Source organism: Sporosarcina aquimarina, from assembly GCF_019748715.1.
Taxonomy (GTDB): domain Bacteria; phylum Bacillota; class Bacilli; order Bacillales_A; family Planococcaceae; genus Sporosarcina; species Sporosarcina newyorkensis.
This window is the reverse complement of sequence record NZ_JACLBZ010000029.1, coordinates 31,644-53,508: the sequence shown is the minus strand read 5'-3', so window position 1 is coordinate 53,508 and position 21,865 is coordinate 31,644. Positions and strand designations below refer to the sequence as shown.

At 39.9% G+C, this 21,865-nt stretch carries 19 protein-coding genes and 1 riboswitch; of the genes, 4 read left to right on the top strand and 15 right to left on the bottom strand.

What is annotated here, in order from left to right; translation table 11 throughout:
* Nucleotides 1-88 precede the first annotated feature (88 nt).
* Nucleotides 89-580 (top strand): hypothetical protein, encoded by a 492-nt coding sequence (locus H7J92_RS13515; protein WP_078818744.1) that lies wholly within the window; start codon nt 89-91, stop codon nt 578-580.
* Between the two features lie 75 nt (nt 581-655).
* Here the strand turns inward: H7J92_RS13515 and H7J92_RS13510 are convergent, their stop codons facing one another.
* Nucleotides 656-1,435 carry a TatD family hydrolase gene (locus H7J92_RS13510; protein WP_221837433.1) on the bottom strand — a complete coding sequence of 260 codons (780 nt, stop codon included), beginning with the start codon at nt 1,433-1,435 and terminating at the stop codon, nt 656-658.
* Between the two features lie 118 nt (nt 1,436-1,553).
* Between H7J92_RS13510 and H7J92_RS13505 the strand changes: the two genes are divergently transcribed.
* Nucleotides 1,554-2,171 (top strand): YczE/YyaS/YitT family protein, encoded by a 618-nt coding sequence (locus H7J92_RS13505; RefSeq protein WP_221837431.1) that lies wholly within the window; start codon nt 1,554-1,556, stop codon nt 2,169-2,171.
* An 81-nt stretch (nt 2,172-2,252) separates the two neighbouring features.
* On the opposite strand, the gene H7J92_RS13500 is transcribed toward H7J92_RS13505, so the two are convergent.
* Together H7J92_RS13500 and H7J92_RS13495 are read right to left on the bottom strand one after the other, a co-directional pair.
* Nucleotides 2,253-3,122, bottom strand: a complete 870-nt coding sequence (locus tag H7J92_RS13500; protein WP_221837429.1) for a DMT family transporter — start codon at nt 3,120-3,122, stop codon at nt 2,253-2,255.
* Nucleotides 3,123-3,334: 212 nt separating this feature from the next.
* Complete coding sequence (locus tag H7J92_RS13495) at nt 3,335-4,021, bottom strand: peptidylprolyl isomerase (protein WP_009499304.1); 687 nt, start codon at nt 4,019-4,021, stop codon at nt 3,335-3,337.
* Nucleotides 4,022-4,199: 178 nt separating this feature from the next.
* Here H7J92_RS13495 and H7J92_RS13490 point away from each other — a divergent pair, with 178 nt between their 5' ends.
* A complete protein-coding gene (locus H7J92_RS13490) occupies nt 4,200-5,015 on the top strand; it encodes a DUF817 domain-containing protein (protein ID WP_009499305.1) in 816 nt (271 codons plus the stop codon).
* Nucleotides 5,016-5,138: 123 nt separating this feature from the next.
* Here H7J92_RS13490 and H7J92_RS13485 read toward each other — a convergent pair whose 3' ends face one another.
* Nucleotides 5,139-5,639 (bottom strand): YehS family protein, encoded by a 501-nt coding sequence (locus H7J92_RS13485; RefSeq protein ID WP_221837508.1) that lies wholly within the window; start codon nt 5,637-5,639, stop codon nt 5,139-5,141.
* 223 nt (nt 5,640-5,862) lie between these two features.
* Between H7J92_RS13485 and H7J92_RS13480 the strand changes: the two genes are divergently transcribed.
* Nucleotides 5,863-6,069: a hypothetical protein gene (locus tag H7J92_RS13480; RefSeq protein ID WP_009499307.1), complete on the top strand. Its 207-nt coding sequence runs from the start codon at nt 5,863-5,865 to the stop codon at nt 6,067-6,069.
* A gap of 247 nt (nt 6,070-6,316) precedes the next feature.
* Here the strand turns inward: H7J92_RS13480 and H7J92_RS13475 are convergent, their stop codons facing one another.
* The 11 genes from H7J92_RS13475 to yycF all read right to left on the bottom strand — a co-directional run bounded on the left by H7J92_RS13475 (nt 6,317) and on the right by yycF (nt 21,744).
* On the bottom strand, nt 6,317-6,595 hold the full coding sequence (locus tag H7J92_RS13475) for a hypothetical protein (protein ID WP_009499308.1): 279 nt from the start codon (nt 6,593-6,595) through the stop codon (nt 6,317-6,319).
* Nucleotides 6,596-7,018: 423 nt separating this feature from the next.
* On the bottom strand, nt 7,019-8,203 hold the full coding sequence (gene gltS, locus H7J92_RS13470; protein ID WP_009499309.1) for a sodium/glutamate symporter: 1,185 nt from the start codon (nt 8,201-8,203) through the stop codon (nt 7,019-7,021).
* A 637-nt stretch (nt 8,204-8,840) separates the two neighbouring features.
* Complete coding sequence (locus tag H7J92_RS13465) at nt 8,841-11,021, bottom strand: amidase family protein (RefSeq protein ID WP_221837427.1); 2,181 nt, start codon at nt 11,019-11,021, stop codon at nt 8,841-8,843.
* A gap of 186 nt (nt 11,022-11,207) precedes the next feature.
* Nucleotides 11,208-13,259: a methyl-accepting chemotaxis protein gene (locus H7J92_RS13460; protein WP_221837425.1), complete on the bottom strand. Its 2,052-nt coding sequence runs from the start codon at nt 13,257-13,259 to the stop codon at nt 11,208-11,210.
* A gap of 201 nt (nt 13,260-13,460) precedes the next feature.
* Nucleotides 13,461-13,571, bottom strand: a riboswitch (cyclic di-GMP riboswitch).
* 459 nt (nt 13,572-14,030) lie between these two features.
* The gene (gene rlmH, locus H7J92_RS13455; protein ID WP_078818751.1) at nt 14,031-14,510 is read right to left on the bottom strand and encodes a 23S rRNA (pseudouridine(1915)-N(3))-methyltransferase RlmH; all 480 of its coding nucleotides are present in this window, start codon (nt 14,508-14,510) and stop codon (nt 14,031-14,033) included.
* Between the two features lie 401 nt (nt 14,511-14,911).
* Entirely contained in the window at nt 14,912-16,165 is a 1,254-nt protein-coding gene (locus H7J92_RS13450; protein ID WP_078818752.1) for a S1C family serine protease, read from the bottom strand.
* A gap of 117 nt (nt 16,166-16,282) precedes the next feature.
* Nucleotides 16,283-17,071, bottom strand: a complete 789-nt coding sequence (locus tag H7J92_RS13445) for an MBL fold metallo-hydrolase (RefSeq protein ID WP_078818753.1) — start codon at nt 17,069-17,071, stop codon at nt 16,283-16,285.
* Between the two features lie 11 nt (nt 17,072-17,082).
* The gene (locus H7J92_RS13440) at nt 17,083-17,895 is read right to left on the bottom strand and encodes a two-component system regulatory protein YycI (protein ID WP_221837422.1); all 813 of its coding nucleotides are present in this window, start codon (nt 17,893-17,895) and stop codon (nt 17,083-17,085) included.
* Nucleotides 17,882-19,213, bottom strand: a complete 1,332-nt coding sequence (locus tag H7J92_RS13435) for a YycH family regulatory protein (RefSeq protein ID WP_078818755.1) — start codon at nt 19,211-19,213, stop codon at nt 17,882-17,884. The genes H7J92_RS13440 and H7J92_RS13435 overlap by 14 nt, the downstream gene beginning before the upstream one ends.
* Entirely contained in the window at nt 19,204-21,027 is a 1,824-nt protein-coding gene (walK, locus tag H7J92_RS13430) for a cell wall metabolism sensor histidine kinase WalK (RefSeq protein WP_221837419.1), read from the bottom strand. The genes H7J92_RS13435 and walK overlap by 10 nt, the downstream gene beginning before the upstream one ends.
* 6 nt (nt 21,028-21,033) lie before the next feature.
* Nucleotides 21,034-21,744 (bottom strand): response regulator YycF, encoded by a 711-nt coding sequence (gene yycF, locus H7J92_RS13425; protein ID WP_078818756.1) that lies wholly within the window; start codon nt 21,742-21,744, stop codon nt 21,034-21,036.
* Between the last annotated feature and the right edge of the window lie 121 nt (nt 21,745-21,865).

The window sequence follows — 21,865 nt, the reverse complement described above, 5'->3', positions numbered from 1 at the left end:
ATCGTATTGTTCTAGTCAAATCATTCACCAAGCTGGGAGGAATACATAATCTATAAAGAGGAAGTTAATTAATAACGCGAGGAGTCGGATGATGGAATTTCATTCTTTTAGCGGAATTGTAATGATGATTGATGATTTTTCAACAGACCAAGATAATGAAGCCGGATGTTATAAGCTGTTCATGGTAGATAGCGGTTACGGAAACATAGTGAATTTTGTAGTAGGACCGACAACTTATTTTGTAGATCATGTAATGGTAGAGATAGGTGATCAGGTAACTGGTTTCTACGATGCAAATGCACCAGCCCCTCTTATCTACCCACCACAATTCAGGGCACTTGTCATGAGTAGAGATTCACCATATCAAAATGTGAAAGTGGACTATTTTAACCGTCGTCTGGAAAGTAGTGACGGAACGCTGCGACTGAATCTATCCCCGCAAACTCAAATCATCTTACAAAATGGCCAATCCTTTAATGGAGATATTGGCGGACGCGATCTAATTGTGGTATACGGTGCTTCTACAAGAAGTATACCTGCTCAGACTACACCTTATAAGATTATTGTACTTTGCTCTTAAACCGACCACGTTGGGCTCAAAATCGGTATATAAAAAGAGACGAACCCTCTACTTTTCGAGGGCACGTCTCTTCTTTTATTCAATCCGATAGAAATTTATAGTCGTTGCATAAATCTTTCGATAGACTTCATCTATATTCAAATGCTTTATTTCCGCGATCGTTTGGATACTTTTGTGCATCATCGAAGGGTGTGTCACTTTTCCTGAAAAATGACCTTCAAACGGCCATGGTCCGTCTGTCTCGACCATCAACTGTGAAAGTGGTGTCTGGTCGACAATATGCTGAACCTTTACTTTGTATGTGACATCCGGTGTCACGGAGACGACATATCCATTCGCTAGGATACGTTTTAGAATTGTATCCTCTCCCTTAAACCAATGAAAATGTGCTTTTTCAATTGAATAAGACTCCAGTAGATCGCAAACAAGAGCAGCATCTTCATAAACGGCATGCAGCACGATCGGCAACTCATAGCCCTTCGCCTTTCGAATGAATTGCTCAAGTACTTCTATGTAAGGTTCTACTTCTAAATCAGGTTGTTCTTGACGCGTATAATACGGCAAGCCCACTTCTCCAATGGCAGTAAGCCGGTGACTGTTTTGATCGATTACGTTCAGGATTGCTTGAAGCTCTTCCTCAGCCGGCAAAGCTTGTTCTGGATGATATCCGATTGCTGGTTTGATCCTATTGTCTAAACCTGCTAGTTCCAATTGACGATTGGATGATGCTAAATTATTCGATACAGTGACTAGTGCATCAACCGAACTTTCTTCTAACTTGTCTAGGAGAACGATTCTTTCCCCGTCTTCGTACATATCCAAATGAATATGGGCATCAATCAGACGTCTGCTCATGAACACCCCTCGCTTTCTGTTCCTACAATGTTTGAACATTCCGGAAGTTACTATACAATCAGAACTAGATGATCGTTGCTATATTTATCATATTATCACGTCTAGGGGGTTATGTTCTTTGCGATTGCTGCAAGCCGGATTTCATTATTATCTTGCCGGTCTAATTGTTTTGACGTTAGGCATCACATTAACGATCCAATCCGCACTGGGTGCTTCACCGTTTGATGCCCTTCTTGTTGGCTTATACCGCACATTTGGCTTAACAATCGGCAGTTGGGAAATTGTCGTTGGGGCAGCAATGGTCTTTTGTAACGCCATTGCGGAGAAGAAAAGACCTGAATATTACGCATTAATTTCGGCATTTATCACTGGCCTTGGAATTGACGCATGGTTATTTTTATTGCGTGATTGGATTGCACCGGGAACTTGGATCGGTCAATGGATCTGTACAGGAGCAGGAATTGTATTGATAGGTCTGGGTATTGCGATTTATTTACAATCCCAATTTGCGCCCAACCCAATGGATCGTTCCATGCTAATATTATCCAAGCTAACGGGTTTGAGTATGACGTATACCCGCGCCATGATCAGTTTTATTCTCGTTATCATTGCTTTATTATTTGATGGAGCAATCGGGCTGGGGACGCTAGTGAACGCGCTATTTACAGGAGTATTTATTAGTTTTTTTTCACCTTACATAAAAGCACTAACAAATCGTCCAGAACTACTTAAGTAATGAAAAAACCGTAAAAAACTGACGTGTTAGTTCAAACATTTATGGATGTTCCTGCTAACACGTTTTCTGGTACGCAGGCACCTAACGCTTCTTTCGTTGATATGTGGAAAGCAAGACTCCGCCAACTATAAATAAAGATCCCAAAAGTTCTGATCCAGCGATTGGTTTGTAAAGCAGTAATACTCCCATTACCATGGCGACAAAAGGTTCAAGATTAGATAATATAGATGCCTTTGAAGCATCGACATACCGTATATTATTGTTCCAAATCAATGTCGCAATGCCGTGCACCACAATGGCGGTACTAATCAGAAAAGCCCAATCTGATATCTCGAAGCTGATTCGCAAAGGAGTATCTAATGTAAAAGCGAAGGGAATTGACACCACTAAACCGACAACATTTGAATAGAGCGTAATGGTGAATGGGTCTATTCGTTGAGAAAGAAGTCTGGTCATTATAACCATAATAGCGAAGGTAATCATCGTGATCACAATCCATATTAAACCTTTGTCGATCTGCAGGGAAGATACGCCCCCTCTGGTCACGACAAAATAAATCCCTATAAGAGCAACAACTGATCCCATCAACATTCGAATGGTGAACTTTTCTTTTAAAAAGATAGCCGCTAATACGCCAGTTACAATAGGTGCTGTGGCTAAAATCAATGCAGAAGTTGTAGGGTCTGCCGTTTGCAACCCTGCGAAAAATGACCATTGATTGATGAAAACGCCGATTACTCCAAGAAAAAACAGCGCAAGGAAGTCTGCTTTCGTAACTTTTCGTAACTGCTTTTTGTAAGCAGATATCCCAATTAGAAATAATACGATAAATAAAAGTCTGAGTGTGGTTAACATGGAGGGGGAAAACACTTCAACTAACATCTTTCCGAAAACAAAATTGCTTCCCCATACCAGCACACAAAATGTTAGCCAAGCGTAAGCTTTTAACATTTGCATCATCCTTCCTGCAACATAATGCTAACTGCCCTATTTTATACCCCGCAAGAATTTTCGTATACATTTTTGTTTGGTTCTTATCATTTACGTTCATATAACAGTTAAAAAAGGTACCTGTACCATACTGATTTCGGAAATCAATATGATGCAGGTACCTTAAATTTATTTATAAAAGCCCCGAAACCTACTAGGACACCCTTCTTACATTAGTCGTTCACTTTCGGAGATGGATAGTCAAAGCCTTTCGTATCCACTTCCACCTTCTTCATTTTCTGATCTTCTAACGGCTTATCTGAAGAGTCTGTTTCAGTAGCAACGATTGCATCCACAATTTCCATGCCCTCAATTACTTTTCCAAACGCAGCATATTCTTCGTCAAGCTGGGACGTATCCTCTGCCATAATAAAAAATTGGGAGCCTGCAGAATTTGGTTCCCCTGTGCGTGCCATTGAGATAACACCGCGTTCATGTTTCAGATTATTTTTAAATCCATTACTAGTGAATTCCCCGTCAATCGAATATCCCGGACCGCCTGATCCATTTCCCGAAGGATCTCCCCCTTGGATCATGAAACCTGGAATGACTCGGTGGAAAATCAGCCCATCGTAATAACCTTCCTCAATTAATGAAATAAAGTTGGCTACTGTATTTGGAGCTACAGAAGGATCTAATTCTAGGACGATTTTTTCGTCGTTATCCATCGTAATCGTCACAATCGGGTTTTCTTCCACTTCTTCCGAATAATCTGCTTCTTTTACCGGTTGTTCCTCTGATTGCCCGTCTGTCTTCTCCTCCTGCTGTTCGTCTTTTGTTGACGATCCACACCCCACTAAAAGAAAAGCCAGCGCCATCAGGCTAAAGATTAAATAAAATGCTTTATTTCTTATAAACATCTACTTTTACCACTCCCTTATGTAATCTGCTCGTTCATTATATAACACATAATCAGGCAATTCACGCTAAATAGCGAACCCTATCCGATCATTCATCGTCATACTAACTTCCACAGAGACTACATTTCATCTTTATTTATATTTCCAGATTATAAATGAAACTAGAAGGAGGTGCCCTATGAGAGACAGCTTAATTCAGCAAAAAACAGTAAAAACACAGATCAAGAGAGCCTGGCTGCAACTTGTCCATTTTGGATGGCAGCAAGCCCTGTCCTGCCTGTTTCCAGTCGTTATCTTTGGCTCCTTAGCCTTGACCCAAGTCATTCCCCTGCCTATACTGCCTCGATACGACTGGCTACTCATCATCTTTCTTCTTATGCAATGGTGGATGGTGCGTTCGGGGCTAGAAACTCGTGATGAATTAAAAGTCATCACTATGTTTCACTTGATCGGTCTGGCCCTTGAAGTATTTAAAGTTAATATGGGATCCTGGTCATACCCCGAGGATGGGTATTTCAAAATACTAGGAGTGCCTTTATACAGCGGATTCATGTATGCAAGTGTTGCAAGCTATCTTTGCCAGGCATGGAGGAGACTGGATGTGAATCTCGTGAAATGGCCGCCACTTTGGGCAGTCGTGCCACTCGCCGCTGCCATCTACTTAAACTTTTTCACTCATCATTATTGGATTGATATTCGTTGGTGGTTGTCTGCGCTGGTTGTAATTGTTTTTTGGCAGTCTTGGGTCACATATGCAGTGAACGGAACACGATACCGTATGCCCCTTGCGTTTTCATTTGTACTTATCGGTTTTTTTATCTGGGTTGCAGAGAACATCGCAACGTTTTTTGGCGCTTGGAAATATCCGAATCAAAGCGACACATGGCAGCTGGTCGGCATAGGAAAATTAAGTTCTTGGCTGCTGTTGGTCATTGTTAGTTTTCTAATTGTAGCGACGTTGAAGATGATTAAAGAAAAATCACCTGTGAAATAGCAACTTAGAGAGACCTATACAGAATGGAGAATAAGTTATGCAAAAAGGTACCTGCGCAATATTGAACCCTATATTCAATAATGCGTAGATACCTTTTTTAATCAGACAAGCAATTTACTACTCCTATTCTCTATATCTTAGCGCCAAACCTTTTAAGAAATTTCTAGCGTATCGATCGCCACATTCCTTATAATTTCGGTGTCCTTCTTTTCTGAGAACTGCACTCAATTCACTTTTTGATAAATTAACCCCTGCATCCTGTAAGATCTCCAACATATCTTCACTCGTGAGCGAAAGTGCAATTTTCATCTTCTTGAGCAGGATATTATTCACGTTTCGGTCAGTCATTAAGAATTGGTTTTGCTCGTTCTCCGGCTTAATATCCTGCACTCCTCTTTTCAGGCTCACAAATCCATTTAAAAAGGACTCCAACATAGTATTATTGACTTCTTTAACGTACTCATTTTCTTGCGCTTCATCTTCTTTTGACTTCGACAACATTTTCTGAACTTCTTCTTTCGTCGTTTCCATACCACCCAACTCAAAAATCTCTACCATGGCTGTGTCTTTTATATCCAATGCATATCTTAATCGAGTAAGTATATCGTTATTATTCAATAGGATCACCTAACACCTTTCCTGTTTTAGCTGTTGTTCTAAGTATAGTACTATTTGCATTTCATTGTCTCAATTAACCCTTTTCTTTTTTCTCTATATTATTCAACTCATTTTTACATTATTAATACATTTGAAATATGAGAATTCCGATTCCACACAGACATTTATAGAAAGAAGCGCTCGAATCTTTTAAAGGAAATGATTCGTATACAGGAGAGGAGGAGAATAAATGCAGCCTACAAATGTAAAAGCTTGCACGCAATGCGGAGGATCGGCGATCGGAAAAGGAGTTCAAAGCGGATACGCAAGCGTGACAACTTATAAAAAGATGGGAATAGGTCATAAGCTGATCCATCTCATCTGTACGGATTGTGGTTGGGTGCTCGGGAGCTATGTGGAGAATCCGAGGGTCTTCAAGAAGACGATTGGAAAATGAAATGCTTCCGGTCTTATGCCTGAAAATAAGGCTTACCTATTTATCTCGCGTTTTATTTCCATTTAGAGCAGCTGATAGAGTTACTATCACTCCATTAAAAGCTATGTAATACATTTCTAAATTCAATTGAAAAATATCAACGAATATTTTATGGAATTTAATGTCAGGATAAGTTTTTCGTTATTTGACGGTCATGAAGAAATCACCCCAAAAGGCTAACAAAACCTAGAGGGGGGGTTGTCTTCGTTTATTGGTCTTCTACAATCTCTTGTGCTTCGTTCAACTGTTTCTTCATCATGTCTAACTGTTCTTTGTTTTGTTGAACGGAATCCATACGCTCATCATATTGCTCTGCCTTCGTTAATGCCTTTTCTGTTCGTGCTATCGAATTAAAAGCATGCTCCACAGCTATCTCCTCAGGATGCGACATCGCCTGCTTCACCGAACGATCAGCCTTCTGAACAGAATTGCTTAAAAAAGTGCCTGGATGATCCTTTTTCCAACTTTGTTTTGAATTCTTAGCCATTTACGATTCTTTCCCTCCTGCAAATAAGATATTTTACGGCATGCTTAGTATTGTAAAAAAACCTGGAACTATGCGTGGTCAGGGATTAATGACAGTAGATATAATTACGTGGCATTTCCTTTTATAACATTTATTTATAATAAGGTTCTCCGTTGCTAATGTAAATACGACTTTCCCAATAAATATTCAGAATATTTAGAAGGAGATAATACATATGCCAACAAATAAGCTTGTCTTAACAGGTGAGCAAGAAGTGGACTTAGTAAATATAAAAAACATTAACATAAGGATTCTCATTTCTGGATGAAAACTTTATCTTCCTCATCCTTTCCTATACAAAAAAACTTCCAGCCGATAGACAAGGGCTAGAAGCTTTTTTTATAAAATTGAGATAGTTAATCTGGAAACAGTCATTCCAATAACTCACTTGAACAAGTTAATGGTTGTGATAATGATCGGCGCGCTAAATACAACATCAATAAGGAATGCACCGACAATTGGCACGACCAGGAATGCCGTGCGAGAAGGACCATACTTGCTCACGGTTGCGGACATGTTCGCCATTGCGTTCGGTGTTGCACCCAGCCCGTGGCCTAAGAATCCGGAGATCATAACAGCCGCATCGTAGTCCTTGCCAAGCATTCGGAACATCACAAAGACGGCATATAAGACGATGACGATAACCTGGATGAGTATAATGCCGATGAGCGGTAGTGCGAGATCTGCAACTTCCCACAGCTTGATGCTCATCAGTGCCATCGAGAGGAAGATTGCAAGCGAAACGTCCCCGATTAAGTTGATTTCCTTCATGTTCACCGTACCCTTTACAAAGCGGTCAGTAAGATTCCGAACAATAACCGCTACGAACATCGCCCCGATATAGGACGGCAGGACGAAGCCGGTCACATTTGTAAACAAATCCCCAAGATACGTTCCCACTGCCATGGAGAACGTGAGAAGGGCAACTTGCACCATGAACGACCACTCTTGAATCGGCCTCTCATCATTTTCTACATATTCTTCTATTTTACCCGCTGATGGCTTTAAGTCATGTTTTTTAATCAGGTACCGCGCAACCGGACCGCCGGTAAGGCTACCACAAATTAGGCCAAGTGTGGCGGCAGCCATTCCAATCGTCAAGGCTGAGGAAACGCCCAAGTTCTCAATCGTCTGTCCGTAGGCCGCAGCACCGCCATGTCCTCCGTTCATCGAAACTGCTCCAGCCATGACACCCAATAGTGGATCAATTCCAAACAATTGAGCAAACGAAACACCGATGACGTTCTGCAAGAACACCGTGACGCCGCACAAGAGCAAATAGATGACTAAGAGCTTTCCGCCCAGTTTGATGAGCTTGAAGCTTGCTCCAAGGCCGACCGTCGTAAAGAAGGCGATCATGAACAACGACTGTAGCGATGTATCCAATGTAATCTCGACAATCCCCGTAGTTTTCAACACGAGCGCTAAAGTGGCGAATATCAAACCGCCGATGACAGGCGCCGGGATCAGGAACCGGTTAAGGAATCCGACCCGGCTGACAAGTGCCATTCCAAGCAAATAGAGAGCTACTGCAAGGAACAGTGTTGTAATCTGGTTGAGTTCAATCATATATCTTCACCTTTCTAAAAAGCCTTTACCGCTTCATTGATAAGTTCCCTCAGCCGAACCGTTCAACCGATTTATCAAGAGCCGGGTTAACCAAGCCTATGTTAAAGTTTGTCTTTTTTTACTTACGTGCCGAATGAATGTAGCCGGCTAATCACGGCATGATTCCGTTTCCCTCTCTCCTTGGTAAACGCTTTCATACCTAGAAAATAGAGTTATGTCGATATTTTACGGTAAACCTATTGAATCCTACAAAATCCGACATTTTTCGATATGTATTTCTAAAAAAATGATATTTTTTAATCTTTTGTTCAATTAGCCATCGCTATACTTTTCTTTTGCTTCAGCATTGTACAACTTGACTTGATAATTTACATAATATAAAAGACAAAACCACCTAAGTCATTGTCATGTCAACGTTTCAGGTGGTCCTCTCTATGAATTGCCTTATTTATGATAAGCTTCGCCATAACATATTAACCTGTAATTTGTTTATAGTAACCAAAGCTTTTTAACATGACCGTAATTCTACACATACAAAAGGCTTCTCATAAGCTCTGACTGCTTATGAGAAGCCTAAATCTTTTCTATAATTTTTGTGTAACCTTTATCTAAATTGAAGAAAGGCCTCTATCGGCCTTTACTTCGTGGGCTTAAATTGATCATCTAGGTATCGGGCCATAAATGCCGCGAAATGTTGACGTGATATATTAATATTAGGCTTAAATTTACCGTTGGAATAACCCGTTGTAATATTATTTGCTACCAACGCAGAAATATAGTTGTGAGCCCAATTCCCCTTGGGAACATCCTTAAAATCGGTTGGGTGAGTGCCTTTTAAATCATAAGCTAACACTAAGATTGCAGCCGCTTGCGAGCGGCTTAATTTTCCGGTAGGGTCGAAATACTTTTCACCTTGGGAATTAACTTTTCCGTTGACGATACCCAATTCAACAGCCTTAGCAATCTCCTCGTATCCATAATCACCAGGTGAAACATCAACAAATTCTGGGTTAGTAACATCTGAATAGTCGACAATTCCCTTTTCTTTCAAAATCAATCGTATAGCATGTAAACGTGTAATTGACTCATTTGGTTTAAATGTTCCATCTGGATAACCATTAATTATTCCTTTGTCTGTCAAATACATAATTTCATCGACATATGAACTTACATCTTTAAATGCTGGCTTTTCATCTGCATTCATTTCGAAATTAGGCGTTGTTTTAGGCAGTGTTCTAGCATTGGTTGCTTGTTCAAAAGAATAAGCTATATCTAATAGAGACTGTTCACTAAATGCCAACCCCATGAAAGAGATCCCAACAGGCAGTTCTTCACCAGTAGCACCGGCAGGAACAGTAATCTCAGGGAATCCTGTAGCAGACGCTACATAACTTGCGGCATACGTGTCATAGGCATCACATAAATATGTCGGGTCTTCCTTATCGAATCTTGGTGATGCAGGACATGACATTGTTGGAAAAACAATGGCATCCAAATTTTCTTTTTCCATTATTGATTGTACTTCATCACGTACTTTAGATATCTCTTTTGTTACTAAATCATTGTACTCTGGTGTGTCTTTAAACGCCGCTTGTTTTAAATTCGTTTTTAGACCTTCCAAACCTGCTGGATTTACTGGCGTTGCTGAATTCAAAACCTCTGGTGATTCACTAATTTTAATTATTTCTTCTAGTGTTTTCGGCTGACTTTCAGGGAACTGTTTTAGATACTCTTCTAACTGAGACTTAAAATTAGCTTCATTAATTGGCCCAATAATTGGTGTCCAAAGATATTGTGTCGTCTCTGAGAAAGATACCGGAATAAGTTCCGTCCCTATTTCCTCCATTTTCTTCAAGGATTTATTAGTAATTGTATCCACCTCAGCGTTGTCTCCAAAAAAGTCAACAGCTACTCCAATTCTTGCATTTTGTAAAGCAGTATTGTCTAAGGACTTACTATAGTCTTCAACTATATGTCCCTTTGCAGATAAGGTTTGGTCATCTTTATCATCGACTCCAGCCATAAAACTCAATGCAATCGCTACATCTTCTACAGATCTAGCCATTGGACCAGCAGTATCGAAATTTAACGAGGACGGAACGATTCCGCCACGGCTTATTAAACCTAATGTCGGTCTGATAGCGACAAGTCCCGTAACATGAGATGGTCCTCTGACCGATCCAGACGTATCAGTACCTAATCCAAATACACCAAAGTTTGCTGTGATTGCCGCGGCAGTTCCGCTGCTAGAACCAGAAGCATCACGTTTAAGGTTGTAAGGATTCAAGGTTAAACCGCCCAAAGAGCTATATCCTAATCTACCATAAGATGCTGCAAACTCTGACATATTTGTTTTTCCAATGATAATGGCTCCTGCATCCTTAAGTTTCCGAATAGCAAAAGCATCTTTTACGGGATAAGCATCCTTTAGTGCAACAGAGCCAGCCGTTGTCGGCATGCCTTTGACGTCAAAGTTATCTTTTACAACGATTGGAATACCATGAAGTACACTTCTTTTGCCTTTACTTTGTCTCTCTGCATCTAATTGCTTTGCAATCTCTATAGCTTCTTCATTAATATTAGTGAACGAATTAATCGCAGGACCTTGCTTGTCATATGCTTCTATACGTTCTAGATAATACTTAACCAACTGCTCAGATTTAATTTGGTTGTTATCTAAAGCATCGGAAATTTCGCTAATACTTTTTTCAAATGGATTAAATTCAGTTTCTTCCGCAGAGACACTTGCCAATGGAAGCACGGCTACTACTACCATAAGAGCTATCAAGGTTCTAACTCGATTTAATATGTTAAACATAATGTTTCCTCCCTATTCTAAAACAAATTAACTATAAAATTTTCACCCTGAAAGTTATATAACAATATTCAGAGGTCATTTTATACAACATTTCTGTATATCATAAACAAAGTTAAATATAATGGATCAAAATGTTAGGATATCTAACACATTCTTTTGGTTATTGTTTAGATAGAAATTATACTTTTACAGTTTAAATTCCTGGATGGCTACTTCCAATTCATTTGACATCCTAGCTAACTCATGAGAAACCGATGAAACCTCCTCCATTGAGGCACTCATTTCTTCGGAAGATGCTGCGACGTTTTGAGAATAATTATTTACTTCAATACTCGTTTTTGAAACGTCCTCTATGTGAACTACCACTTCAGCTATATGATTCTTCATGTTTTCCATTGCTATGTTAACCTCGGATATTTTTGTTGTACCAGCGAGAATGGAGTCCTTAATTTCTCCAAACGCTTTCCCGCTTTCATTCACGAGTTTCATTCCTTCTTTTGCCGAGCTTACCCCTAGATTTACTAGACCCATCGAATCTTCAATGCCATCTTCAATATCTTGAATAATTTCATTGATTTGCAATGCTGAATTACTGGATTGCTCTGCGAGTTTTCGAACTTCATCTGCCACTACTGCAAATCCTTTTCCATGTTCGCCAGCTCTTGCAGCTTCAATTGCAGCATTCAAAGCTAATAAATTCGTTTGCTCTGAAATTGATTGAATGATAAAGCTGATTTGTCTAATTTCATTTGATTTTTCATTTAACATGCTAATTTTCTCAGCGGAAGAACTCACGTTTTTATCAATTTCAACCATTTGATTTACAGTTTGCTCAACGACATCACTGCCCTGTATAGCAGTTTCTGTCGAATAATGTATGGAATTACTTACATTGTTCATGCTCACTGTCACGTCATCAACATGCTTATACACTTCATTGATAATACCTACCGCATTTTTCATAGCAGCATCCTGTTCATCTGTTCCAGTAGCAACAAATTGAATTGATTCGGATATTTCATTGGAAGCTGTTTGATTTTCGATTGAAGAGGCTGCCAGCTCCTCAGATGTCGCAGATAATTGTTGGGATTCATGTGCAATTTTTTTTATTGTTTCTTTTAAACTGTTAGACATGGTATTGAAATTTTCGCCCATATCCCCGATTTCATCTTTCACCTTCACCGTGACTTGTTGAGTCAAATCACCATTTGACATCGCTAAAGACAAATCACTAATACTTTTAATTCTCTTCGTTATCCGTAAACTCATAACAATAGATGCGATTACAGCAAGAATCGCAAAAATACCGCCTATAAGAAAAAGCATTGAGCGAATAAAAGTAGCGGTACTTAAAATTTCATCCTTCTTTATAACAGCAATATACTTCCAGCCATCAATTTCTGAAGTGATTGTGTTTAATACATAGTCTTCTCCATCTAGTTCAGCTTCAAATGAGCCATCTTTACTTAGATCTTTTAAAGAAGGTATGTTTAGTTTAGACACTGGTTGGAAGTTCAATTCAGGATCTTTTGGATGTGCAAGAATTGTTCCATCTTCTTGCGCGAGAATTACATAACCATTATCGCCTATACTAATTTCCTTGATAATATCTGTTAAGCCTTCCAAACTTACATCTAAACCTAACACACCTGTTTGTTTTCCATTTTTTTCAATCGACACTACATTACTTACTATAATTCCTTCTATACCAGTTGCCTCATAGGCGCTTGTTAATTTTACTTCACCTGGTTCTTCAATAGCTGTGCTATACCAAGGACGGTCTCTAGGATCAAAACCTGCTGACACTGGTCCCTCGGGATATTGGACATAACCTCCATCCGATGTGCCCATATAAACATAAGAAGCTTTAGGGTGATTAATACTAAATTGAGAAAACACATTAAAAATGGCTTTCTCTTTATCCCCATTTTCTGAAGGGGTCATATCAATAGAGGCATCTCCCGCTATATCTTTATATGAAGTAATACTTGAATCGGCATTTAAAACGGAATTGTCATTAGCTAATAAATTGACATTTTCTCTAATCGTTTCAAAGTATAGAGAAATGCCATTGTCCACCTGTTTAATTTCTTTCTCGCTGAAACTGATATAATCATCCTCGGTTTTTTCGCTAACTGTTTTATTAACTAAAACTCCAATAAAAATAATTGGTACTAGTGATAGTAATAATGAAAAAACCAATAACTTCGCTTTGAACGAAATTCTTTTCTTATTCATTTTTACACTTCTTTCTGTTTATGATAGTGAATCAAAGCGTAAGTTACCAACAACTGCAAAGCTTCTAAATTGATAACTTAAAGAATCTCTTAATCCTTTCTAACTATATCTTGACGCCAAACTCATGCCAGGTAATTTTAAACACTAAAAAAGCTATTCTATATAATATAGAATAGCCAAAGGAATATATTAATCCATAAACTTGGTAACCAGGCGATCATTGTTTAGATTGCAGGACTTTTAAATAATCCCTAAACTTTAGACCCTAAGCTTTGCGTCCTGCCCTTTCAGATCAGTTTGCCTTTAACTTCTATAGTTTTAGTTTAAAATTATGCTCCCTTATAATCTCACGTAACTCCATTAAATTCAAGACTTTTTGACCGGAAACAACTTTTATTATGTGATAAAAGAATCATGTGAATAATTCAAAACTGATGAAAAGGGATGTTTTTTTCACTGTGTATATAGTTTTATAAATATGAAGTCAAAAATATGATTTCAAATTAGTAATTAATTAATTTTGGGACTTTATCCGGTATTATGCTGATACTATCACTCACCCGCCTACTATTAGTTACAATATTAACTAATCTCGATTGCTCTGAAACGCCTAAAAGGCCTATCTCCAGCTTCGAAATAGACCTTGAAAACTATTAAAGCTTCGCATTTTCTACTTCAATGGAAGCACTTTTCTTATGGTTCTCTTTGAATTCATTTATGTCTAGTGTCTGTCACTGACCGAGTCTCGTCTTATTTTATCGATAACCGCCTTTACTTATGATATGGCTCTCCCTTAATAATCCGAAACCCCCGATAAACCTGCTCGACCAGCACAAGTTTCATTAACTGATGTGGAAACGTCATTTTTGAAAAAGATAACTTCTCATTCGCCCGTTGCAACACGCTCATATGCAATCCAAGCGAACCGCCAATTACAAACACGATCTTACTTTTCCCATATGTCATTAGCGATTCTATACTCGCAGCAAATTCTTCCGAAGTTTTCATCTTTCCATCAATCGCCAAAGCAATTACATAAGCATCCGGAGCAATCTTCGCCAAGATCCGATCTGCCTCTTTCTTTTTAACAATTTCCATATCCGCTTCACTCAAAGTTTCGGGTGCTTTTTCATCCGCCACTTCAATTAATTGCATTTTGGCATAGCTTTTCAGCCGCTTTGTATACTCTTCAATTCCTTGCTTCAAATACTTCTCCTTTAACTTACCCACGGTCACAATTGTTATATTCACAACTTATCCACTCGCTCTCCAAAAGTTATACACAATACTTATACACATATCCACAGCACATTCTACATATTGTGCCCGACTATTTGTTCCCTACTACATGTAAAATTCACTAACTATTCTTATCTTGTTCTGTGGATAACCTTTTATAGTTTTATTCTCATAATGAAAACTTTCATGTCTACCAGTAAAATAGAAAATTTCAAAAACCATGAATGCCAAGGCTTTATACCTTACACTAACCAGCTTTTCTACTAGTATATACTTATTTTCTTTTACACAATACTATACACATTATTTAGATTTTATCCACAATTGGATAACTCCATAAAAAATCAGGCACCGTAGCACGTTTCTGCTCGATGCCTGATGTGGATTGTAATTTGTTCAGGTTGTGGATAGTCTTAGAATGTGTTGCCATCCTTCAAGACCATCTCTAACTCCACTGGTTTTCCATCACGATACACTTTCAATTTCAGTTGATCGCCAATTTCTTTTTTATTGTATAAATATTTACGAAGCGCGACCATATCCGTCACTTTCTCCTCATCCAATTGAACAATTGTATCATACTTTTTAACGCCTGCCGCAAGTGCTGGGGAATTCGGCATGATTTCTGTTACGACCACGCCTTCCGTCACATCCTCGGGTAAATTCAAGGTCTGTTGCTGCTGTTGACTTGGAATTTGCTGAAGATCGAGTAAGGAAACACCCATTGTCGGTCGATTCACTTGCCCTGTCTCCTCAAGATGTTCAATGATCGGTAATGCAATATTAATCGGAATTGCTAATCCGATTCCTTCTACTGTCTCCTGTGAAATTTTCATGGAGTTAATGCCGATCAGCTGACCTGCCATATTAATCAGTGCACCACCTGAGTTCCCCGGATTGATTGCAGCATCTGTCTGCAATACATCTGCTTGCCAATCGATGATTCCATCTTTATTCAGATCCATTGGAATCGAACGATCTTTCCCTGAAATGACACCGACTGTGACAGACCCTGCGAATCCTAGTCCAAGTGGGTTACCTATGGCGATGACCGACTCGCCGCGTTTTAGCGCATCGGAATCACCGAATTCCACTACCGTATCTACATGTTTCGAATCAATTTCAACTACAGCTAGATCCGTCCATAAGTCGCTGCCGATCAGCTTTCCTTCTACTTTAGTTCCGTCGTCAAAGCTGACTTCCAATTGCTCTGAATTTTCCACGACGTGATGATTGGTGACGATATATGCTTTGTCTCCATCTTTTTTGTACAAAACGCCTGAGCCTGACCCAGCTTCCTGGACAGAAGTCCTTGCCGACCAGAAATCTTGAACTGTCTGGATGTTGGTAATACCAACAACAGCCGAAGCTACGTCATCTACTACGTCCGTAATCTCTGTTGAAATATCCATAGGAACTTGGCTGTGTTGTGTCTCTGTTAAATTAGAAGGTTTATTTACTTGTACTTCATTTGTTGTTGAATCAGATGCAAACATTACGACCAACCAAACGATCAGTCCACCTATTATTCCACCAAGCAGGCCCATCCAAAAACCACTTCTACGTTTTTTCTCTTGTTTCGTTTCGGCAGGCGGGATTGGCTGCCATGATGTTTCTTCTCTTTCTAGCTCTCTTTCTCCATCTATCCCTCTTCTTTCATCATCCATTCGCATTTCCTCCTCATCCAAACGTTCTCATTACATATCATACATGTACTTTACCCCAATCTATCATTGAAAATGCAAAAAAGCCTTACTAATTAAAGCAAGGCTTTTCGCATTTTTTCAGACAAGTACAAGCTCTGTAGATTCTGCTGCGTCTGTATCGCGTAAGTGGACATATTCGCCTGCACGAATACCGCAACTCTCCAATGTCTGTGCCACGCTCATGCGCGCCAAGTCTTTCATATTATTATCTAAACTAAGGTGTGCTAAATAAATATGCGTCTCTTTTTGAGCTACGACTTCACTCATCGCGACAGCTGCATCTTCATTCGACACGTGGCCGACATCACTCAGGATTCGACGTTTAATAGACCATGGATAACGCCCCATTTGCAGCATGCTTACATCATGATTGCTTTCAAAGACGAAACTGTCAGCTCCTGCGATATGACCCTTCATACGATCGCTGACATATCCTGTATCGGTGATAACAGCTAGCTTTCGATCCCCTTCATTGAATGTGTAAAACATGGGATCTGCTGCATCGTGAGACACGGCAAATGATTGAATATCCAACGACCCGAATGTTTTCACTGTCTCCATGTCGAAATGAAAACGTTGATCCAATGGAATCTCTCCAACAAGACCGTCCATCGCTGACCATGTCTTTGCGTTAGCATAAATGGGGGTTTTGTATTTCCTCGCGAGAACACCAATTCCTTTAATATGATCGCTATGTTCATGTGTGACAAAAATAGCATCTATTTCTTTCATGGAGCGATTGATCGAGCCGAGCAAGCCTTCGATTTTCTTACCGCTCATCCCGGCATCCACGAGAAAAGCATGCTCGTCCGTCTCTATATAAAGCGAGTTGCCTGTACTGCCACTCGCTAAAATGCTAAAACGCATGTGGAAAACTCCTATTCTGTCTGTTCTTCTAGTAGATCGGATTGGAACTCAATCACTTTTCCTTCAATTGCATTAATGAAGTAGTTTTCGATAGTTCCATCCTTCAATTTTACCTGAATGTTCCACGTCGGTGCAAATACTTGGGTTTCCGTCAATTGGACTAGAATAGAATATCCTGACTTGACCTGTACGACAGTAGAATCGGGTTTCAAATAGCCACGCGTTACAAGTGAGCCTACTGCAGCGTCCTGTGACAACAATTCCTTTTTGTGATTGAAGCTGACAAAATCCTCTAGCATACGCTGTTCATAATGCGTAATGTTCCCTTCGTCATCCCAATGAACAACCAACATTGCATTGGGACTGTAGAAGATGGTTTCACTTTTCACTCGCTGAAAGAATACAGCACGTTGCTCTTCTTCATCGACATCCCACAATGCGTAGCTATCACCTTTGAGAATATACTTCGCTAGAAAATCATCGAACTCATAATTGCCATCCCCATCTCTCGCCTTTACTGTCTTTTTCAGATGAGAAAGCAAACGTGTTTTATCAATCAGTACAAATGACTGATTATTTAATTGCTTCAGATCTTCTTCAGTAAATGTAGCCATATGGGCTGATAAATAAGAGACTTCCTTTTTAGTGAACGGAATCGGACTGTAGGTGATATTTTCTAACTGCAACGTTTCTTCCAAAGAAGTTTTTCCAATGACCTGCATATCCCCGACATCCATTTGGCGATTCACGTATAAAGAATACAAGAAAATATTCAAAATTGAAAAGACGATGATAAAGATCGTTTTGGTTCTATTCCAATCCAACCCGGTCACCTCCTTCAGAAGAGCCGTCTGGTATAAAGCGGAACCAGTTGTCTTTGATCAGATAATACCAGCAAGGCTGCAAAATGAGCAATCTGCTATTTTCATCATGAATCAAGTAATAACCCGTGGAGATTTCATCAATCAAATCAAAGTCCAATTCGTCAGACTCTTTGAGTGCTTCTACCACATCCAAACCTGACGGAAGTTCTTCATCTACTGTCTCAAAATTGACAAGTTTGTAATACGGCCGAATGTATTTGTAGATTTGAGACTCTCCCCAGTATTCTATTATCTCATTTGTGCCGGACTGATCACTATAGACTGGCAAACCGTCCACATATAACTGAAATTTAACATAGCGGGAAATGGGATTCATATATGCATAGCGAAAGTCGTCCGTCCAACCACCATGTTCATTGATGAAATCAATTGTGTTTACAAGCAGCTCTGAAGGAATTGCAATTTCCTGACTTTCCGCGACCGGCATGACATAGGTCAGTGTTTTATTCTTCGTATTGACGTCCATTCGCGCACGATGGTCATCAACATACTCTTCTATGTTGGTATCGGTTTGATTGCGTCGGACAGCACTCGGATCACTGAATAATGCATTTCGAAATTGAATTGGATTAACCTCTTCTTGATAATACGTATACCGTTTAATAGTGACTGGATCTTTTGAAACTGCCAAGAATGGTGCGTTGCCCCGATCAATTTCAGCATACTCGGCAAACGACTGACCAACATCAACAATATTGCGTAGAAAGCTTGATCTATTCGGCAAACTGACTTGTGCTTGATAATGTATGCCACTTGTTTCACTTAAAAAATGAACAGTCGGCAGTTGAGTGGATTGACTCCAGTCGATGACCAGTCGATTGAATGTATCCTCCGGAATACTAGTATCGTCGATCAATAGTACATTATCATAGACAAGAATTGGGACTTCGCCTTGGAAGTAAAGTATCATCTGACTTGGCTGCCGCAACACTTGTGAAATATCCAATTTCGTCATGTCTTGATTCACTCTCTGCAAGTTTGTCAAATTCCAAGTACCCATCTCTGAAAGGATCGTATTAATCTTGCCAGAATCAACAGAACCTAGCACCTGATCTTTCAAATTAGTAATCACTTTATACGGTTTGATAATCTCATCTATCGTCTTCTTTTCGGCAATGGAAATATCAACCGTCTGTAATTGTTCCATCGGTTCATAATTTGGAGTGAACGTCCAAATTGTGAAGGTGAACATTACACTCAGAAGGACAAGCAACAGTAATATGATGGATTTGATTGTTTCAATATACTTCAATCCCACTCACCGTCCTCTTGTTGTTCAAATGGCAATGTAAAGAAGATCGTTGTCCCTTTTCCTTCCTCACTTTGAGCCCAAATGCTTCCTTTATGTGCAACAATCATTTCTTTTGCAATTGCGAGACCTAGACCTGTCCCACCAAGGGCACGAGAGCGTGCTCTGTCCGCTCGATAGAAACGGTCGAAAATGCGATTCACATTCGACTTGGGGATTCCCATCCCATCGTCTGAGATCATAACTTTAATATGATCACCGGAAACTGTAACGCCAAAACGGACTTCCCCGCCGTCTGGTGAATATTTCAACGCATTGGAAATAATATTGTCGAGTACTTGAGTTAGTTTGTCGGTGTCAATTTCGACAAATAAACTGCTTGAATATAGGTTGCGTGTGAAGTGTACATTTTGTGACTTGGAGAACTCAAAACGTTCGATGACTGCATTGAAGAATCGGTTGAATTCTACCCATTCTTTATTCAGCTCATATTCCTTACTGTCCATTCGAGATAGCTTCAGTAGGTCGTTAACGAGACGGATCATCCGCTCTGTTTCATTTTGTGTTACGTGAAGGAAATTCGGTGCGATTTCTTCACTTCTCCATGCCCCTTCAGCCAATGCATCCAAATAACTGCGCATCGTAGTCAACGGTGTACGTAATTCATGGGAGACGTTTGAAACGAATTCACGGCGTTCCATGTCGATCTTTTCTTGCTCCGTATTGTCATGCAATACGACAATTAAACCGTTGACGAAGCCTGTTTCGCGTTGCGTCACAGAAATCGTTGCACGTAAAATATAAGATTGCTCTTCCGTACTGAAATCTAGAGGAATCGACTCTTTTACTTGAATCAGCTCTTCAAATGTATACTCTGATTCAATGCCCAGAATGCTAGCAATTGGACGGTTAATCACCAAATCCGTCGTTAGGTTAAGCATCTGTAGTGCAGAATCATTAATCAAACTGACACGACCTTTTCGATCGGTCGCAATAACTCCGTCCGTCATATTTTCCAGAACAGAGGCTAGTTTTCGCCTCTCACTCTCGGTGGTTGATTGCGACTCTTGCAGTTGATTGGTCAAATGATTAAACGCAATTGCCAGCTGACCCATTTCGTCGGTTCCGTACACTTTAACCTTTCGCATGAAGTTTCCGCTCGCCATTGCCTGTGCCTGTCGCCGCATGTCCGAGATGGGACGAGTAAAAGTCCGCGCAATGAAAATCCCGACGATAATCGTGATGGTAAGCGAAAATGCGGCTCCTCCAGCTAGTATTCGATTAATTTGTTCGATTTGCTGAAAGACGGTCTCGATATTGGCTTCGACGTAGAGCGAACCGATAATTTCATTCCCATTGAATATAGGTTGTGCTAACGCAAGGACTCGTTTACGCGATTGAGGATCGAGTGTGATGACATCTTTAATACTTTCAGATGTGATGGACTTCCGTACACTGTCATTATTTGAATGCTGTCCGACTCTCATTTGATTTTCAAATGAAGAAGTAGCTAAAATACGATATTTTGGGTTAATGACTTGTATTTCTTTAATATCATCTGAAGTAAACTCAGTGAGAACATTTTTTAAGCCTTGTTCGAGCGTGGGTTCGCCATCTTCCCGTTCTTTCGTAATTTCTTCCCTCACACTGAACTCTACCAAATTCATCCGGTCTACAATCGAATTTGTAAAGTTTTCTTTTAGTGTTTTTTCTAGCGTAGTAGCAAAATAAAGCCCGATAATCTGCATCGCCACGAGAATGAGTAAAACATAGATCAAGACGAACTTGACATGGATCGACCGGAAGAAGCCAACTTTCTGCATAGTGACTTACTCCTGTTCCGGGTCGCGCAAGTAATAACCTACGCCACGTCTTGTGACAATCCAGCTTGGATGACTCGGCGTGTCTTCAATCTTTTCACGCAAACGCCGAATCGTGACATCGACTGTTCGCACATCCCCAAAATAATCGTAGCCCCATACTGTTTGCAATAAGTGCTCTCGAGTCATCACCTGTCCAATATGCTTTGCCAAGTAAAACAGCAACTCGAATTCACGATGTGTTAGTTCAATCGTTTCACCGCGCTTTTGTACAAAATAAGCATCTGGCTGAATGACAAGCTGTCCGACCGTAATATCATTTGTCGCTTCTTCCTTGTCTTCTTCCATTGTTCTCGCATGGCGTCGCAAGTTCGCTTTTACACGCGCAATTAATTCACGAGTACCAAATGGCTTAGTGACATAATCATCTGCTCCAAGCTCTAGTCCTAATACTTTATCGATCTCTGAATCCTTAGCTGTCAGCATAATAATCGGAAAATCATATTTCTTACGGACTTCCCGACATACTTCCATACCATCACGCTTTGGCAGCATGATGTCGAGCAGCATAAGATCCGGTTGAATTTCTTCCACGCGGTTAATCGCATCTTCTCCGTCATACGCGCAAAAAACCGTAAAGCCCTCCTTTTTCAGATTAAATTCTATTATATCTGCGATGGGTTTTTCATCGTCTACTATGAATATTGTTTTATTTTGCATGGTCTGTTCCTTTCCTGCCAATTTGGCAATCGGTTTTATAGACAATTAGCTACAAAGAAAAAATCTTTCCATATCCTTTAACTCTATCATGATTACACTCAAATCGCACTTTTTTCAAGTA

What these genes read in the sequence shown, in the direction of transcription:
- H7J92_RS13515 (WP_078818744.1), top strand. Translation starts at nt 89, where the DNA reads ATGATGGAATTTCATTCTTTTAGCGGAATTGTAATGATGATTGATGAT.
- H7J92_RS13510 (WP_221837433.1), bottom strand. Translation starts at nt 1,435, where the DNA reads ATGAGCAGACGTCTGATTGATGCCCATATTCATTTGGATATGTACGAA.
- H7J92_RS13500 (WP_221837429.1), bottom strand. Translation starts at nt 3,122, where the DNA reads ATGTTAAAAGCTTACGCTTGGCTAACATTTTGTGTGCTGGTATGGGGA.
- H7J92_RS13495 (WP_009499304.1), bottom strand. Translation starts at nt 4,021, where the DNA reads ATGTTTATAAGAAATAAAGCATTTTATTTAATCTTTAGCCTGATGGCG.
- H7J92_RS13490 (WP_009499305.1), top strand. Translation starts at nt 4,200, where the DNA reads ATGAGAGACAGCTTAATTCAGCAAAAAACAGTAAAAACACAGATCAAG.
- H7J92_RS13480 (WP_009499307.1), top strand. Translation starts at nt 5,863, where the DNA reads ATGCAGCCTACAAATGTAAAAGCTTGCACGCAATGCGGAGGATCGGCG.
- H7J92_RS13475 (WP_009499308.1), bottom strand. Translation starts at nt 6,595, where the DNA reads ATGGCTAAGAATTCAAAACAAAGTTGGAAAAAGGATCATCCAGGCACT.
- gltS (WP_009499309.1), bottom strand. Translation starts at nt 8,203, where the DNA reads ATGATTGAACTCAACCAGATTACAACACTGTTCCTTGCAGTAGCTCTC.
- H7J92_RS13465 (WP_221837427.1), bottom strand. Translation starts at nt 11,021, where the DNA reads ATGTTTAACATATTAAATCGAGTTAGAACCTTGATAGCTCTTATGGTA.
- H7J92_RS13460 (WP_221837425.1), bottom strand. Translation starts at nt 13,259, where the DNA reads ATGAATAAGAAAAGAATTTCGTTCAAAGCGAAGTTATTGGTTTTTTCA.
- H7J92_RS13450 (WP_078818752.1), bottom strand. Translation starts at nt 16,165, where the DNA reads ATGGATGATGAAAGAAGAGGGATAGATGGAGAAAGAGAGCTAGAAAGA.
- H7J92_RS13445 (WP_078818753.1), bottom strand. Translation starts at nt 17,071, where the DNA reads ATGCGTTTTAGCATTTTAGCGAGTGGCAGTACAGGCAACTCGCTTTAT.
- walK (WP_221837419.1), bottom strand. Translation starts at nt 21,027, where the DNA reads ATGCAGAAAGTTGGCTTCTTCCGGTCGATCCATGTCAAGTTCGTCTTG.
- yycF (WP_078818756.1), bottom strand. Translation starts at nt 21,744, where the DNA reads ATGCAAAATAAAACAATATTCATAGTAGACGATGAAAAACCCATCGCA.